The sequence below is a fragment of the Paenibacillus sp. FSL R7-0048 genome (genome assembly GCF_038004505.1).
Classification (GTDB): domain Bacteria; phylum Bacillota; class Bacilli; order Paenibacillales; family Paenibacillaceae; genus Paenibacillus_AQ; species Paenibacillus_AQ odorifer.
The window spans coordinates 3,451,967-3,468,770 of sequence record NZ_JBBORF010000001.1 but is presented as its reverse complement, the minus strand read 5'-3'; the positions used below and the strand labels follow the sequence as shown (position 1 = coordinate 3,468,770).

The 16,804-nt window shown below is 41.1% G+C and carries 13 protein-coding genes; 2 read left to right on the top strand and 11 right to left on the bottom strand.

Annotated features, from left to right (window positions below; translation table 11 throughout):
• Window positions 1-29: 29 nt before the first annotated feature.
• The 8 genes from NSQ91_RS15630 to NSQ91_RS15595 all read right to left on the bottom strand — a co-directional run bounded on the left by NSQ91_RS15630 (window position 30) and on the right by NSQ91_RS15595 (window position 11,223).
• The gene (locus NSQ91_RS15630; protein WP_340918687.1) at window positions 30-2,819 is read right to left on the bottom strand and encodes a glycoside hydrolase family 3 C-terminal domain-containing protein; all 2,790 of its coding nucleotides are present in this window, start codon (window positions 2,817-2,819) and stop codon (window positions 30-32) included.
• A gap of 180 nt (window positions 2,820-2,999) precedes the next feature.
• The gene (locus tag NSQ91_RS15625; protein WP_340918684.1) at window positions 3,000-4,481 is read right to left on the bottom strand and encodes an Lsa family ABC-F type ribosomal protection protein; all 1,482 of its coding nucleotides are present in this window, start codon (window positions 4,479-4,481) and stop codon (window positions 3,000-3,002) included.
• Between the two features lie 301 nt (window positions 4,482-4,782).
• Window positions 4,783-5,691: an NAD(P)/FAD-dependent oxidoreductase gene (locus NSQ91_RS15620; protein ID WP_340918681.1), complete on the bottom strand. Its 909-nt coding sequence runs from the start codon at window positions 5,689-5,691 to the stop codon at window positions 4,783-4,785.
• 279 nt (window positions 5,692-5,970) lie between these two features.
• The gene (locus NSQ91_RS15615) at window positions 5,971-6,483 is read right to left on the bottom strand and encodes a DinB family protein (protein ID WP_076125721.1); all 513 of its coding nucleotides are present in this window, start codon (window positions 6,481-6,483) and stop codon (window positions 5,971-5,973) included.
• Window positions 6,484-6,897: 414 nt separating this feature from the next.
• The gene (locus NSQ91_RS15610) at window positions 6,898-7,443 is read right to left on the bottom strand and encodes a CueP family metal-binding protein (RefSeq protein ID WP_076278438.1); all 546 of its coding nucleotides are present in this window, start codon (window positions 7,441-7,443) and stop codon (window positions 6,898-6,900) included.
• A gap of 214 nt (window positions 7,444-7,657) precedes the next feature.
• Window positions 7,658-8,524, bottom strand: coding sequence for an SDR family oxidoreductase (locus tag NSQ91_RS15605; protein ID WP_076303782.1), 867 nt, complete (start codon window positions 8,522-8,524; stop codon window positions 7,658-7,660).
• A 195-nt stretch (window positions 8,525-8,719) separates the two neighbouring features.
• On the bottom strand, window positions 8,720-10,471 hold the full coding sequence (locus NSQ91_RS15600) for a sensor histidine kinase (RefSeq protein ID WP_076217552.1): 1,752 nt from the start codon (window positions 10,469-10,471) through the stop codon (window positions 8,720-8,722).
• On the bottom strand, window positions 10,468-11,223 hold the full coding sequence (locus NSQ91_RS15595) for a response regulator transcription factor (RefSeq protein WP_076125728.1): 756 nt from the start codon (window positions 11,221-11,223) through the stop codon (window positions 10,468-10,470). The genes NSQ91_RS15600 and NSQ91_RS15595 overlap by 4 nt, the downstream gene beginning before the upstream one ends.
• A gap of 191 nt (window positions 11,224-11,414) precedes the next feature.
• On the opposite strand from NSQ91_RS15595, the gene NSQ91_RS15590 reads away from it, so the two are divergent.
• Window positions 11,415-12,446 (top strand): M23 family metallopeptidase, encoded by a 1,032-nt coding sequence (locus NSQ91_RS15590; RefSeq protein WP_076303783.1) that lies wholly within the window; start codon window positions 11,415-11,417, stop codon window positions 12,444-12,446.
• 200 nt (window positions 12,447-12,646) lie between these two features.
• Entirely contained in the window at window positions 12,647-13,522 is an 876-nt protein-coding gene (locus NSQ91_RS15585; protein ID WP_076303784.1) for a deoxyribonuclease IV, read from the top strand.
• 44 nt (window positions 13,523-13,566) lie between these two features.
• Here the strand turns inward: NSQ91_RS15585 and NSQ91_RS15580 are convergent, their stop codons facing one another.
• The 3 genes from NSQ91_RS15580 to nhaC all read right to left on the bottom strand — a co-directional run bounded on the left by NSQ91_RS15580 (window position 13,567) and on the right by nhaC (window position 16,657).
• Window positions 13,567-13,890, bottom strand: a complete 324-nt coding sequence (locus NSQ91_RS15580) for a hypothetical protein (RefSeq protein WP_036677934.1) — start codon at window positions 13,888-13,890, stop codon at window positions 13,567-13,569.
• A gap of 84 nt (window positions 13,891-13,974) precedes the next feature.
• Window positions 13,975-15,195, bottom strand: coding sequence for a GNAT family N-acetyltransferase (locus NSQ91_RS15575; protein WP_076184556.1), 1,221 nt, complete (start codon window positions 15,193-15,195; stop codon window positions 13,975-13,977).
• 94 nt (window positions 15,196-15,289) lie between these two features.
• Window positions 15,290-16,657, bottom strand: coding sequence for a Na+/H+ antiporter NhaC (gene nhaC, locus NSQ91_RS15570; RefSeq protein WP_076184555.1), 1,368 nt, complete (start codon window positions 16,655-16,657; stop codon window positions 15,290-15,292).
• Between the last annotated feature and the right edge of the window lie 147 nt (window positions 16,658-16,804).

Sequence of the window (16,804 nt, the reverse complement as noted above, 5' to 3'; positions counted from 1 at the left end):
TTTTTCCTTTAACTTATATTTAGAGCTACTTAGTCAACTTTATTAAATTCGATCCAGTCGATCTGTAAACCTGGTTTAATGAATTCCAGTTTCATTTCATAAAGACCTGCTTCGAGTTCTACTTTCACAAGCTTTTGTCTAATCCATTGACCTTCTGTCCCGTTGGTTTGAATGGTTGTCATCAATTGATCATTCAAATTAACATTGCATGCACTTTGAGCCAGCTCAGGTTCTGTTGACATGATATGCACGAGGATCCGATATTGTCCAGCTTGGCCAACTTCAAAGAAAGTCGATCCTTCAACGGCTGGCTTAACCTGTGGATTTTGAGATAAGGATTGTACTTGTTCTGCAGTAAGTGAAGGATTAGCCTTAAAGGACTCAACTGTTTCAACAATTTGCTGTTTTCTCGAGAATACTGGAGCATGTATGATGAACTCACAAATATTCATTGCAGAACGTTGCAGCTCTCCTCTAGTCAAAGATCCATTTTCCAAGGATTCAATGGTGTTGTCATTCCATCCATTAATTTCGGCGCCATAGTTAGCTACAACCATGTACAGGTCATTTTGTGCACGGACCATCCAATTTGTAAATTTCCGGTCTGCAGCTCCACCATTAACGACATCATTCATGATAGCCCACCAGTCTGTCATGACAATACCTTTGAAGCCCCATTCTCCGCGGAGAATTGTAGTGTTCAAATCGTAATTTGAAGCGGCCCAATGTCCATTAACAGGGTTATAGGAGGTCATAATTGAATTCGCTCCACCCTGCTTCACTGCAATTTCAAAACCTTTCAAATAAATCTCGCGAAGCGCACGTTCCGACACAACAGCGTCCACTTTACTGCGATGTTTCTCCTGATTATTGCAGGCAAAATGCTTCAGCGTGGCATTAGAGCCACCTTTCATAATCCCACGTGTACATGCAGCCGCAAACACCCCAGAGATCAAAGGATCTTCAGAAAAATACTCAAAGTTGCGGCCATTAAGCGGGCTGCGACGAATATTTAGACCTGGTCCAAGCAAGGTGTCTATGTTGTTTCGTACCAACTCTTGTCCTTCTAACACATACAGCTCTTCGACTAATGCGGCATTCCAAGTAGCTGCAAGAAGCGTTCCGATCGCAACCTGAGTCGCTTTTGCTCCACTATCCATACGAATTCCTGAAGGACCATCTGCCGTACATGCAACAGGGATTCCTAAGTTATATAGACTATCACTTACTCCTCCAAATGCAGAAGCTGTACCCGGTGTAACCAATGGGCTGCTCATACCTTCACCCCGTACAATGGCAGCCAAATCATCGTCACTAAGCTGGGCAATAAAAGCTTCCATACTAACTTTTTGTTCAAATACATCTCTTAATTTATGCCCTTGATTGCCTGTCTGGGAGATCGTTGTTGGTAGATTGCTCTCGATCCGTTCTGCTAACGAAATCTTGCGTGTTGGAACCTCTGCATAAACAAGTTCATATGAACCGTCTGCTTTTTGAACACCAGGTTGCATTCTTGTAAAGCTTTGCGTGGGTGCAAGAGCTTCTTGTAACTGTTCCACAACTTGAAGAGTTTCCACGACATAGCCGCTATTCCCTTCAACTTTGACTTCCTCCACTTTTTTAACACTCGTTCCCACAAATATGCGGTACGTGCCTTCTTCTAGCACATAAGCGGAAGCATGCCCTGACACACCAGCATCATCATAGGAAGCCATTGAATGAACAGGGAAACTCACGGTAAGACGTTGAGCTTCGCCTGGCTGAAGGACTTCTGTTTTTGCGAAGGCTGCCAAAGCTTTAGCAGGCTGTCCCAATTTTCCTTGTGGAGCTTCATAATAGACCTGAACAACCTCTTTTCCAGCAAAGGTAGTTCCTGTATTAGTTACGGTTACGCCGACTTCAACATTAAGTTCGCCAGCTTTGTAAATAAGTTTAGCTTCTTCTGGCTCGAGCTTAAACGTGGTATACGATATTCCATAACCAAATTCATATTGAACCTTTTCTGGGCAAAATGTCTCGAAATAACGATAACCAACATAGATATCTTCCTGATAAAGGTTTGTAAATTCATTACCGTAGTTGTGTGTTGACGGGTAATCGTTGATGGAATATGCGATCGTGTCTGTTAATTTACCGCTTGGAGTTACTTCTCCAGCCAGCACGTCCGCAATTGCATTACCACCTTCCATTCCCCCCTGCCAAGAGTAGATGACAGACGAAATTGGATTTTTATAGCTTTCATCGTTCAGCCAGCTCATATCAATAATATTAGAGACGTTCAGTACAACAATCGTTTGCTCAAAATATGTAGTTACCTGCTTCAGCATCGCTTTTTCATCAGCTGTTAGTTGGTAGCTTCCTGAACCATCGACATTATCCTGATCTTCTCCTGCTGTACGTCCGATTACAATAATTGCTTTGTTCGATTTACTTCTAGCCTCAGCTACCAATTCGTCGGATAAAAGCATTTCCTTCTGGTTCCATGGCTCTGCAGCCCAAACGCCGCCACCATTATCAAATGGATTTTGCTCAATCCACTTCTCATATAATGCTGCCAAATCTTCGTTGACCGTAAGGTTCTTTTTACTGCGAAGACCGCCCAGCAGGTTGGTCGTATAAGTAACATGAACACTACCGCCCGAACCAGTACCACTGCGATAATAATTCACTTGAGTTCTGCCAAAAACAGCAACATTATCACTTTCACCAAGTGGAAGCACCTGATGATCATTCTTCAACAGTACCGCACCTTCTGCTGCTACCGTCCGGCTAAATTCTGCAAAACCTTCTAATGGAATTCCCACACTCTGTGTACTCAACTTGTTTCCTCCTGTTGTTCAATTCTATAGGTTGTTTCTTTAGGCATCAATTACATATCATAAAGTTTAACTATACCATTATAGTACATTGGATAACTGTAATATATATAATAATTATCTTTATTAATATAATAATATTGGTCTGTTAGAGTTGGAAATTTTCAATCGGTGTTAAAAATATCAGCTAAGTTCAATGATCTTCATGGCAACATTATGGCAAAATTCGCGATCATGCTCCACAAAAACGAGTGTTGGTGTATATTCAAGCAATAGCTCCTCAATTTGCATACGTGAAATAACATCAATAAAATTAAGCGGTTCATCCCAAATATACAAATGAGCTTTTTCACTAAGACTTTTGGCGATCAGGACTTTTTTCTTTTGGCCGCCACTGTAAGTGGATATATCCTTATCAAATTGAATTCTGGAGAAATCAAGCTTTCGCAGAATAGATTTAAAAAGACTTTCATCTATCCCATTCTCTCTAGCATAATCTGTTAAATCGCCCCGTAGATCTGAAGTGTCTTGTGATACGTAGGAAATGATAAGCTGGCTATCCTTAGTGAAGGTGCCGGTATAATCTATATCCTCACCGCAGATCAATTTGATGATACTTGATTTTCCGGAACCATTTTTACCCGAGAGTGCAATTCTCTCCCCCTGCTCAATGGTAAAGCTTACTTCTGAACACACCCTTTTCTCTCCGTAAAAAACCGAAACATTGTCCAGCTCCGCAAGATGACGTTTATGATAAGCAAGCTGCGTAATCTCTAAGTTCTCAGAATTTTCGATGTTTTTAAGAAGCTTAGACTTTTCGTTGATGGCAGATTGCTGTCTCTGCTCGATGGCTTTAGAGCGTTTCATCATTTTAGCGGCCTTGTGTCCAACATAACCTTTATCTAACTTAGATCCAGAATTTCTAGTTCCATTTTTAGTTTTTTCCACCTCATGTGACCAGTTACCTGTTCGTTTAGATGAGGCTGACAAGCGTTTGATATCTCTTCTAAGTTTTTCGTCTTCCGCTATCTCAAAGTTATCTTGTCTGACTTTATTCTCCCACCAGCTAGAAAAATTGCCCTTTTGAATCTCTATATTGGTTTTGTTAATTGACAAGATGTGGTCCACACAATTATCAAGAAAGGATCTGTCGTGAGAGACCAGAATATATCCACTTTTCGTATTGAGGTAATCACTGACAATCTTTCTTGCCGTCATATCCAAATGATTTGTAGGTTCATCAATCAACAGGAAGCTATTTTCCTTAATGAATAATGTGGCTAACAGCACTTTCGTTTGCTCTCCGTTAGACAATGAATCAAAGGGACGATATAACACATCCTCAGAAACCTTTAGCAAAGAAAGCTCTCGCATTAATTTCCAATGAATATAATCCGGAAAAATCTCGCTGATCACATCTATGGTGTTAAACTCCTTGTTATTCACCTGAAAGGGGAAATATTCAAAGCTGACATGAGCAGAAATATTACCGCTGTATTCATGCTTTCCAAGCAATAAGCTAAGAAATGTAGTCTTTCCTCGACCATTTCTCCCTGTGAAACCTAATTTCCAATCGGTATCGATTTGAAAGTTTACGTTCTCAAATATGTTATCGTAGCTGCCTTCATAGGCAAAGGTTAGATTTGTGACATTTATTAATGACATAAAATAATCCTCCTGTATTTTAACAAAATAAAAGCCACAAGAAAGTTACTTTCTTGTGACTCAAATAAATACAGCAAATCCAGCCCCAAATGGAGTTAGATATGGATATATTTTCGAGTGAAAAGAAGTAGTAACTTTCTTGCATACAAAGAATAAAACAAACGAAATAAACCATTGTTGTTGTTTTATTCATCATGGGACGCAAGAATAATTACTACACTATACTTTTCAACTCCGATCATTAATTTGTAATTATGTTATCATGCATACTTATTATTTTCAACTTCCTACCCATAATTCGTTAAAAAAGTTCAAATTCTTCTTCTGTAAGATCCATATTTACACTCATAGCTGTCCGACTCCCGTCAGCCGCGGCAAACACTAACTGAGAAGGCATAAAATAAGAAACATCTCCAGCCGAATATAATCCTGGAATCGAGGTTCTCCCCGACCCATCCGTGCTAAACCCACCAGAATCATTCCGCTCTACAGTCAAATGATCTACCATTGATGACGTTTGGATCAAATTCGGAGAAATAAACCCTCCCGTTCTTAAGATCTCAGTACCATCTGCAAAGCGAACCGCCTGAAGTTGCCCGTCATGACCCATAAAAGAGGAAACTGTTTGTTCATTGACTACAACTCCCTTAGCCTCAAGACTTTTTTTCTGTTCATCTGAAAGGAATGTCTTGCCGTTCGTGCAGATAACCAAATCTTTACTCCAATTGAGCAGCATTTTTGCCATATGAAAAACATGTGGATTTTCGCAAACAACGACAAGGGGTTGATCTCGTAATTCCCAGCCGTCACAATACGGGCAATTAAACAGACTTTTTCCGTATAATGGTCGTAGGCCCTCTATCTCAGGAAGGACCTCCTTTAACCCGGTCGCCAAAATCAATCTGCGAGCTTCAATGTGACGACCAAACGAATCATGTACCGCAAATCCAGAATCATTTTTGTTAATCGAAATAATCTCAGTCTGGATATGCTCAACTGACGGATAACGTAGTACCTCCTCATACGCAATGCGACGAAACTCGGCTGGTGTAACCCCGTCTCTTGTAATAAAACCATGTGATGCATGGGTAACAGCATTCCTTGGCTGATTATTATCAATTAAAGCTACTTTTCTTCTTGCCCTACCAAGAACAAGGGCTGCGTTCAAGCCTGCGGGTCCACCACCAACAATAATGCAATCGTAAATCATATGAATCATCTCCTATATGCAGATATTAAAGACTCTTTTTGTCTATTATTAAACCAAAAAAATATTTGCCACATCATAGACTTAATGAATCTATAATATCTCCAAATTAGCTAAAGTGTCAACCCAAACTTTCCGATCCTCCGTGAGTTTTATTTAGTGTAATAATAGAAAAAAGTAAATAAGCCCATTACCGTATGTTTGGAGGTAACTTAATACTCCAATATATCAGGTAAGAGCTATATGTTGAACTTACTTGGCAGTGCAGGGCTTCCTCACTTATCAACCTTCACCGTTTGCTAATTCTAAATCATCAGCCGAGGGTCCGTAAAGACCAGGTACCGGCACGTCAAGCAGCCGCAGATAAACTCCAAGCTGCGCCCGGTGGTGAACCATATGATTCAATCCGATGGTACGAAGCGCAGCTGCCCGTGTCTGACGACGGATGATCTGCTCCCCGTTCCGCAAGGTCCACTCCGCGCCGAGCATCTCCACATTGCTTGCAGTAATTAATTCCTCAATCTCACGAGCTTTCAGGTCGAACTCTTGTAGAACCGCGTCGGGACTCTCCAGTGCTTCTCGTCGATATGCCACAGATGCCAAATCAAACTCCGAGTAAAGTAGAATTGCGGATTGCCAGCTCAGAAGATTAACGAGGTGTGTGGCCAGCCCACCCAGGCTCATTGACTTAGAGTGTGGTTTCCATGTCATATTCTCCTGAGGCAGCTTCTCCAGTATCCGACGTGTACCAGCCAGCTCTTGCAAAACATCCCCAATGATCAGCTCTTTAACCATTCATCTCTCTCCTCTCTTCTGTAAAGCAATTTCTTTTGATCATTCGTGTGATAGTTTGGATTCCTTTTACCCAAACACTTTCTAACTCTCCGGTGGATCGGACCGAGGTGCACTTATTTCGTAGATTTATGACATTTCACGAGGTTATCGGACCCAGATGCAGTTATTTCCCTAAATACACTCCAATTCTGCGCCATTTCAAGCCAATAAGAGCTATGCAGTCCGATAAGCTTGAGAAATGCCGCGAAAATTTAAAATAGCTGCAATGGAGTCCGATACGATGGACATTTGGCGAAAGTCCAATACAGAATACATCAGAAGGAAGATCTAATTGGATTATCAATAACGACTTCGACATCGCTTAAGAAACATCCTGCTGAGCATTCGCTTTTCAAGTCTTCTCTCTGCAACTTTTTAGATACTTTCTGCCAATTGCATAGTGGTAACACATGTATTATCACTCTTAAAAGTGGAAAGCTCAGATTTTGCTGTTTTTCCGTCCTGCTCAATGGTTACGTTATATTGTTTGTCCCGGGGCAACCAAAGATCAATAAATCCGTTAGATAGCGATTTCATTTCTTGATCCACAATCACATTGCCTTCGCTGTCTTCGATATATACTTTAAACTCATCATCCGTTAATTCCCCTTGGCAGCCAGTCAAGCTATGTGTTGCGCAAGGATGCGTATTCTCCACATATGGAGCTATAGAAACAAAAAACTCATCTTTAGGCAAGTCGTAAGTTTTCTCTTTATTGTTACTATCGGTTACAATAAGTTGCTCAGAAGTGATAGACGCGGACAGGTTTTCCAGACTGCTTGAACTATATTCTTGCACTAATTGCTTAATGTCGGTTGTATCTTGTGCTGAAGGCGTATCCTTATCGATACCTCCCAATAACAAATACGCACCTAATGCAACAACCGCCGCTCCCGATACCACCAAGATATTTCTTTTCATTTGTAATCATCTCCTTCGCTTATTCGCCAGATTATGTACTCACTCAAAGTATCTTCCATTTCTTTTAGTATAACTAGTTAGACTAAACTAACACAATTATGAACAAGGCAAAATAGTGAAAAGTTATGTATTTGATTCATCCTCTATCAACACAGAAAAAAAGGCCTCCTCACTGGTTTTTCAACCTCGAGGAAGCCTTTTATCTTTTATATTATTATGCTTGTAAATTACCGACCATAACACGAATGACATCCGCAAGAGGAGTAGCTGAACGTTTCAGCAGTTTCTCTAAATCGCTACTTTCAATATTAAGCCAACCTTCACGAATCCCACGTTGTATAGCTACAACTATTGGAAGCGCAGCTTCTGGGACACCCACCTCCGACATGGTCTTGGCATAAGCCTCGTCGTCAACCTGGATTACTTTGATTTCTTTACCGATTACACTGCCTATGATCTCAGTCAATTCCTCTTGTGTTAAAGGGTTGCCAGACAATTCATACACTGTGTTCTCATGTCCGTCACCTGTCAGAACATTTGCTGCAGCTTCTGCATAATCTCCGCGTGTAGCCCAGCCAACTTTACCATTCCCTGCTGAAGTCACCCATGGGGCACCTGCTAGAGCACCTTGAATGGAGCCGATCTCATTCTCCAAATACCAGTTATTACGGAGGAAGCTGTAAGGAATGCCTGTTGCGCGAATAGCTTCTTCGGTGATGCGGTGAACTTCAGCAAGAAATAGTTCACTCTTGTCTGCTTGTCCTACACTTGTGTAGGCAATGAAGCCGACGCCTGCTTTTTCCGCAGCAGCAACAGCTGCTTTATGTTGACGAATCCGGGTTTCATTATCACCATCTGCAGATACAATTAATAATCGATCCACACTGGCAAATGCTGATTCCAGCGTCTCAGGTTGATCAAAATCACCATGACGGACTTCCACTCCACGTGCCTGAAGATCACTTGCTTTTTCTGGGTTCCGCACACTAACTACAAGATCACCTGCAGGTACAGTTTTAAGTAAAGCTTCTATCACCAATGATCCGAATTGACCTGTTGCTCCTGTTATTGCTATTTTCATTTTTACTTCCTCCTCAAATTAGGATGATAAATTTATTTTAACCACTACCTGTAACTATTGTAGTTACAATCAGTTTGGATGTCAACTTATTTATGATCCCAACTCTGGCTGGATAATAAACAGGAGAATTAAAAAATTATATTCAGAACAAAAAAACCACCGTCATTTCCGTTAGGAAAAACGCTGGTTCTATGATTAGCTCCAACTCAACTTAATAATGGTCCCTTGTCCAGGGCTACTCTCAACAGCAATTCTGCCCTCCATACATTCGATTAATCCCTTGGAGATCGCCATGCCAAGGCCGGATCCGTTGGAGCTAGATACCGTGTCCGTTCCTCGATAATAACGTTCAAATAATCGGTTAAGTGTGACTTCATCCATTCCATCGCCATCATCGGAGAATTGAATAGTAAATCCACTGTCCAAATCATTCATAGTAAGCGAAACCGTTAAAATCGTATCCGAGGGGTTATGAAGTAAAGCATTCGCAGTCAAATTGTTCACAACCCGCTCTAGCCATGGAGTATACAATCGGGCCCTTACTTCGTTTGGTGCCGGCACAAATATAATTCGCTGCTTCCCGTATTCGGGATTTGCAGCAGCTTGATCAAGGGTTTGATGTAACCAAGAGTTCAATTCCACTTCCATCAGCTCTGGTGGCTTGATCCCTGTTTTTAGCCGATAGGTCATGGCAAGATCACTGATCAGCATGTCCATATGGGCTGATTTATCCAGCATCGTCCTTGTAAACTTGCGAACTTCCTCTTTCGACCAATCATACGAAGGCTCCGCCAGTAAATGAGCATAACCAGTTATAGAAGATAAAGGAGTTTTTAAATCATGTGTAACACCTGCGATCCATTCTTCCCTCAAATTCTCTGTTTGTTGCCGCAACGCCTGATCTCTCTGCAAATTAGCAGATAATTTCTCTATGGAGACCATTACATCAGAAAAAACCCGGTATCTCCGCCTCCATTTACCTACGTGTGTTCGACTACGACGATTTCCTTTACGGTCCAAAGGCTCTGTATATATGGCATTTCCAATAGAATCGAGCCATACAAGCATATGCAGCATTGGCGCTCCAAACCTATGAGCTTGCCATAAAGATAGCAATATAAATGCAAGCAATAAAGCCGCGAGCATTGCTAATGAGCCTTTAATGACAATTTTAACCTCTTCAGGTACCCATACCTTTTGTCCTGTATCTGCACCCTTTACGTTCGGTTGTCCAACGATCCATGTTTGGCCCGTTTGTTTATCAAAAGAAGATCGGACATGATAGCCGTAACGTTCACTGTAGAGAGTGCGTAGTGCTAGCTCTGGCACTGAGTACTTGGTGGGAATCATCTTTGGCCTATTATAGGAGAGCAGCTCCGTACCCGATGAATCGATGAGTTGAACAAAAGCCTGTGATGATTTAATTTCTCTTTCAATCGAATCAGGCAGAACCAGATCTCCATCTACTGCATCAAATGTACCATCGCTCATTTTTTTTAACAGAGGATCTAGTATATTTGGCGCGCCATAAAGAAGTGTGAATTGTCTCCCATTTTTCTCTTGAATCCATACAGCCAGAGTATACGGAAAAGGCTGAGTCCCTGTCCAATAGGCGACTACTTCACCCGGTCCATATTGAATTGGGACATCTTTTGGAGTGTTGTAGGCACTTTCAACTTTTCCATTTTCATCGATATTTTGCAGCCAGCCCTTATTCTTCTTCACTTGCTCCAGCAAGCTCGGGGAAAATTGAATGCCCTTCTCATCAATTTTGGAGGATTCAACCAGTTGCTCTAAGCCAACATTAGCAAAATCACGCGTAATACTGATATCGAGAAAACGCAACAGCATCCAAGTAAACGTTACTGCTGCAATAGCGAGAACAACCATTCCCGTAATTGCTAGCTGTAGAACGAACCTTAACGTTAACCGACGTTTGATATTCATGGCATGGACAACTCCTGGCGGTCTACCTTCACCAGCTTATAACCAAGACCCCTAACGTTAACAATAAATTTTGGATCGGACGGGTCTGCTTCGATACGTTCTCTAATTCGATGAATATGAACCATGACCGTATTATCATCGCTCAGTGCTTCATCGCCCCATACTTTCTCATATAACTCACTTTTGCTGAAAATCTGATTGGGATGTTTGCATAAGAAGACCAGCAGTTGAAATACAAGTGCCGGACAAGCAACAGACTGACCCTCTACCAGGAGTTCTCCCGCTGTCTCATCTAGCTTAAACCTTCCGTAATCATATACATTTGCAGATTTATGGGGGACTATTTCTACACTCTTGCCAGTAGCCTGTTGGTTAGCAGAAGCAAAATATCTCCGCAGCTGTGCTCTTATACGAGCCACCACTTCAAGCGGGTTAAAGGGCTTGGTAATATAATCATCTCCGCCTATAGCAAATCCCGTTAATTTATCGAAATCAGACGTTCGAGCAGTCAGAAAAAGAATAGGGGCATCCGTCGTCTGACGGATAAAAGGGCAGATTTCGATACCACTTCGTCCGGGCAGCATTACATCCAGCACAATTAAATCATATTTTTTGGATTCACAGGCACTTACTGCTTCTTCACCTGTTTGCACTGTATCTATATTGGCGTAGCCTTCCTTACGCAGCACTGTCTCCATAATGTCTAAAAGCGATACCTCATCATCAACCAATAAAATTGAAGCCTCATTCATATAAATTTTCCCTTTCACAATAGACGTTTTTAACATCATAGCATGATTTTTTTGGCTAGCAATCTTACTAATCTTAACGGAAGCTTAATTCGTATTCATTAAATAGCTAGTAAATTATGTAAGTGTTAATATAGAATTTCAGAAGAGCTAAGGATAGACTGCTACAATCGTAATACTGGGAGGCGATATATATGAACAAAAAACCTAAAAAAATCATTCATAAAGTTATTTTGAATACAAGAACTGCCTTGGCTGTAGGGTCACTGTCTTTATTAATGGCTGCCTGTGGAGGAGAGAATGCAGATGTGCCGACTACTGAAAAGGCGGAGCAGACAACAAGCCCGGCCACAGCTGCCATTCTGAGCGGATTTGCTCCAGATGAACTATCAAAGATTCTACTGGACGGGAAGTACAAGGAGTTGTATGCCCGCTTTAATCAGCCTTTAAAAGATGAAATAAGTGAAGCAGAATTAACAGAGACAGGAAAAGAATTCACTAAGGGTATCCATACATTGGAAAAGGCATCGACCATGCAGCTTAATGGATTTGATCGACGCACATGGGTTAGTGATGCTGGCAATAAGGGGCTTGTCGGGATGTTTGATCCGGATGGGACGATTACATTAATTCAAGTTCAAGAGCTTACCCCTTCTCCTGAAACCGACAATGTACTAAGCAAACATGAATACGCACTGCCGTTTGAGGGAGATTGGTATGTATTTTGGGGTGGTGAAAATGTGCTTGTGAATTATCATTATGAGTTAGAAATCCAGCGGTACGCTTACGATTTTATACAAACCAAAGATAACTATTCCTATACAGGAGATCCACTAAAAAATGAAAGCTATTATGCCTTTGGCAAAAACATTCTCGCTCCAGCGGACGGCACCGTTGTATCGGTCGTGAATGACATTAAAGACAATGAGCCAGTTGGGGTCATGAATCCGAATCAAGCTACCGGAAATATCGTTGTCATTGATCATGGCGGGGAATATAGTCATTTGGCGCATCTCAAACAAGGGTCAGTTACTGTAAAACCGGGGGATAAAGTCGAAAAAGGTGAAGTTATTGGCTTAATAGGTAATTCTGGTAATACGAGCGAGGCCCATCTACACTTCCAAATCTCAGATGGAGCTGATCTATTCACTTCCCGGGCAATCAGAGTTAAATGGGAGAAAAATTTAAAACCAATTCAAGGTGAGACTATTTCCGCCGCTAATTAGCGCTAAATTCCGGGTCGCTAAGGTTGTCTCTCATAAATAATAAATCAGATGAGACAACCTTGATCTTCCCTAAAAAACATCCTACTTTCTTGTAATACCAATACATATAATCCGGGTAATTCACAAATAATAATAGACATATAGGATATATAGTGACTAAATATGGCTCTCTTTTCAGAGGAAAGGAAGTGTCAACCCCGATGTCTTTACTCCTAGGCTCTCATGTGTCTATGACCGGAACAAAAATGCTCCTTCGAGCTAGTGAAGAGGCAGCCTCTTATGGAGCGACCACCTTCCTTTTTTATACCGGAGCCCCACAAAATACACGCCGCAAACCCATTGAAGCTTTGAATATTGAAGCAGGACATGCTCATATGAGAGATAACGGTATTTCTAATATTATTGTACACGCTCCATTTATTGTTAACTTAGGAAATACACTTTCGGCACAGGTCTTTGAGCATAGTATAGAGTTTCTTCAATCAGAAATCATAAGAACAGAAGCTTTGGGTTCAACCCAAATCGTCCTACATCCTGGCTCCCATGTTGGTGCTGGCTCTCAAGCTGGAATCTCTCGGATCGTGGAAGGCTTAAACGAAGTGCTAACAGATAAACGAAATGTTCAGGTTTCATTAGAAACTATGGCTGGAAAAGGTAGTGAATGTGGAGTCTCTTTTGAAGAACTTGCAGCTATTATTGATGGAGTGACCCATAATGAGCGCCTATCAATTTGTTTGGATACTTGCCATATCCATGATGCCGGTTATAACGTAAAAGAAGATTTTGATGGCATATTGGATAAATTTGATCGATTGATCGGAATAGAGCGACTAAAGGTAATTCACGTCAATGATTCAAAGAATATTATGGGCTCACATAAAGACAGGCACGAAAATATAGGACACGGATATATCGGCCTTCAGGCGCTTCGATATGTGGTCCACCATCCTCAACTATCAACCATTCCCAAACTCCTAGAGACTCCCTCCATCGGTGAAAAGAAATATGTAAACGCACCCTATAAGCATGAGATTTCCTTGTTAAGGGGAGAAACAGATGAGCTGGTAAAAAAATAAAAACCGCCAATTACGCGGTTTTTCATCTGTGCAGCCATGATCGACTATCCTTTTGTGGAATCAATTGTAGTAGGTGCGGTTCCATTTACCTGGAGTTTTTTTAACGAGTTTTTCTTTGCTGTTAATTCTTTGGAAAGATCAGCTTGCAGGCGATTCATGTTCTTAATTTCATCGTTAAGCTTTTTGATTCGCGTCATTTTACTGCTCAAATCTGTGTGAGACTTGCTAAATTTCATATCCTGTTCTAATTGATTAATTTTGAATTTGGATTTTTCTTTTTTGTTCTTCACGTTTTTGAGCTTGCTCTCTACCTCTATGATTTCTTGTTCTAACCTTTGGATCATTGGTTTGGTGAAATTAATCGCCATTCTTACACCCCATATCATTTAGTGTTGCCGAGAATCAATTCTACTATAAAAGAAGAAAAAAGCACACTCATTAGAGTATGCTTTTTAAAAATAATCAGAGAAATAAGGATGTTCTGGCCTGATTAACCCTTCCAGGAATTGAACTGTAGCTTCATCTGCCTGGATCCGACCGATCCTAGCCAAATAGGTAGGTCGCTTATAGCCCATTAACATCGTGGTTAAAGTAGGAATGTCAATCAACAAGGAAGGGTTAGTCCCTCCTGCGTGCAAAACACCTGTTCCATCTTTATCCACATTAAGCGTAAATGTACCCCGGTTCCATTCCAGCATCGGATCACTCAAGGTGAAGATAAGGCAACCATCTTTATCCTGTTTTTTAAACGGATACTGTTCGATAAATAATTGCACATCCACTATCCGGGCCATAAAATAAGGAGCAATGGTTTCCTTGATGTCACCATCATCTAAAACGAAGGAAAGCGGCTCCCCTTTATAAATATCCCCTTTGACAAGAGTAATCATCGAAAAATGTGCACTTATAAAGTTCCATAATCCCACGCGAGCTTCTTCGTTAATATATACCATTTCTTTGATGTAAAAGATCTCCTCAGCAACCCAATACAACAAATACCCTGTGGGCAAATCATCATTGTTATAGTAGATGCCCACTGTCATTTCATCCAGATCCCAGCGTAAATATTCTTCCCAAGCCAACTTATTTCGAAGCATAGCTCCATGATGCTGCATGGAGAACTGATCATATATCTCCTTGATATCTGGATGTTCAATAGTTACCCGCTCCACGTTCCCAGGAACTTTTTTAGTTTTCGGCAGCTGGGTATCCGGAACTTCAAATGAGATTTTATCGGTAATGATCTCCCAGCCTTTCCGCCTATAATACGGAATAGAATACGGAAATAGATAAGAAATTGATTGCTTGCGGCCCCGCATTTTAGTTAATGCATGCAACATCAGCTTATTCATTAAACCTAAATTAGCATATTCGGGATAGGTTCCAACACCCGTCAGGCCACCCATCTCATAAATTCGCCCAAAAATATTTACTTGAAATGGGTATACTGCTAACTGTGAAATCAATTTATCACCATCAAACCAACCGACCACATCAGCATACTTTAGAACTGGCAGCTTCGCTTGGGTGATTTCACGATTTTCCCAACCAAAGATTTGTAAATCACGATTCGTCACTTGAAATACATAACGCAATAAATTATTAAATTGCTCTGCATGTTTAGTCTCGACATTTGCTAACCTGATTCTGTCCTGTAACTTATTGCGACTCACTAGCAATACCCCCGCTGAATTCCCCAGATATAAATCAGAAATCACTCTTATTATTCTTTATATCCGTTCAATAAATACATTCTTTCAGAGAAGGTTAGCCTAGCGAATTCTTTTGCAGCTGCGGGATCAAAGCATACGCAAACGTAATGAATGGGCTTAACCACAGAAGGGTGGCATAAGGTATATATTCAATTACCGGCACACCTAGTGTAGCAGCGAAAAAAGCACCGCTAACTCCCCAAGGAATTAAAGGATTAACAAGGGTTCCACAATCCTCTAACGTACGGGATAGTGTCTTTGCTGGAATGCCTCGGCGATTATATTCATCTTTGAACATTTGACCAGGCAACAAAATAGAAAGATACTGTTCACCAGTCATCCCATTAACCGCAATGGATGATGCGCCGCTCATAAGCACGATACTGCTTTTACGTTTGAGGGGTTGAATGATTTTGCGAAAAAAAGCCTCTATGACACCACAATGTTGTATTAGCCCGCCTAATGATAAAGCAATCAAGATAAGTGAAACGGAACTCATCATTGATTGCATTCCACCTCGGTTAACGATAGAAGCAACGGTTTCATTGGCAATAGTACTTTCGTATCCATTCTGCATCACACTGAACCAGACACCGATTTCTGCCTGCTGCTGAATAATAGCGGTCACTAGAAGACCAGTAACAATACCAACTATCAGTGTAGGAAGGATTGGGATTCGTTTGATTGAGCAAATAATAACGGCAAGTGGTGAGATCAACGTTAACCAGTGGATATGAAATCCATCTTGTAGAGCAAACTTAATCCCCTGAATCGACGATAAATCAATCGCATCGGCTTTTGGTGCGAACAAGAAAAAGACAGTAGTTATAATAAGCGCTGGAATCGTTGTGTACATCATATTACGAATATGTGTGAACAAGGATATACCTACCACTGCAGGTGCAAAATTCGTCGTATCGGATAAGGGTGACATTTTATCACCAAAACAAGCTCCGCAAATGATCGCTCCAGCAGCAAGTGTGGGAGAAATCCCTGTCGTCAAAGCAATACCCATCAAAGCTACACCGATCGTGCTAACGGTGGTGAATGAGCTTCCAGTAAACATAGAGACGACAATTGTGACATATAACGCGCTTACTGCAAAGTAGTTCGGATTAATATAATCCATACCATAAAATAAAAGTGTAGGCACCGTACCACTCATCATCCATACAGCGATCAATATTCCGATCAACATGAGGATAAGAATGGGCATTATAGCTGTTTGGATGCCTTTAATGATAGCTGCCTCAATATCTTTCCATGACACGCCAAATAAACCCAATAAGACTGCTGTGCCAACTGTGGTTGCGAGAAGAGGGATATGAGGTTCTGCTTTTAATAGGAAAATAGATACAAAAAGAAGTGCGAAAATAAAAGCGATGATAATCATACTTTTTGAAAAACTAAGCTGACGGTCCATAACGATAGTGCTCCTTAACATTGTGATTGGGATAAAATTCGGAGATTGCGGTGCTTCCTTACTTTTAAGCTTTTAAGCTTTTAGGCTTTTGGGCAATGAAGCACAGAGGTAATATTAACGATAAGATAGAGAAGAGTCAATGTTAAG

Excerpts from the sequence above, each read along its gene's own strand:
- NSQ91_RS15595 (WP_076125728.1), bottom strand. The coding sequence starts at position 11,223 with ATGAATGAGGCTTCAATTTTATTGGTTGATGATGAGGTATCGCTTTTA.
- NSQ91_RS15615 (WP_076125721.1), bottom strand. The coding sequence starts at position 6,483 with ATGGTTAAAGAGCTGATCATTGGGGATGTTTTGCAAGAGCTGGCTGGT.
- NSQ91_RS15620 (WP_340918681.1), bottom strand. The coding sequence starts at position 5,691 with ATGATTTACGATTGCATTATTGTTGGTGGTGGACCCGCAGGCTTGAAC.
- NSQ91_RS15600 (WP_076217552.1), bottom strand. The coding sequence starts at position 10,471 with ATGAATATCAAACGTCGGTTAACGTTAAGGTTCGTTCTACAGCTAGCA.
- NSQ91_RS15590 (WP_076303783.1), top strand. The coding sequence starts at position 11,415 with ATGAACAAAAAACCTAAAAAAATCATTCATAAAGTTATTTTGAATACA.
- NSQ91_RS15585 (WP_076303784.1), top strand. The coding sequence starts at position 12,647 with ATGTCTTTACTCCTAGGCTCTCATGTGTCTATGACCGGAACAAAAATG.
- NSQ91_RS15610 (WP_076278438.1), bottom strand. The coding sequence starts at position 7,443 with ATGAAAAGAAATATCTTGGTGGTATCGGGAGCGGCGGTTGTTGCATTA.
- nhaC (WP_076184555.1), bottom strand. The coding sequence starts at position 16,657 with ATGGACCGTCAGCTTAGTTTTTCAAAAAGTATGATTATCATCGCTTTT.
- NSQ91_RS15605 (WP_076303782.1), bottom strand. The coding sequence starts at position 8,524 with ATGAAAATAGCAATAACAGGAGCAACAGGTCAATTCGGATCATTGGTG.
- NSQ91_RS15625 (WP_340918684.1), bottom strand. The coding sequence starts at position 4,481 with ATGTCATTAATAAATGTCACAAATCTAACCTTTGCCTATGAAGGCAGC.
- NSQ91_RS15580 (WP_036677934.1), bottom strand. The coding sequence starts at position 13,890 with ATGGCGATTAATTTCACCAAACCAATGATCCAAAGGTTAGAACAAGAA.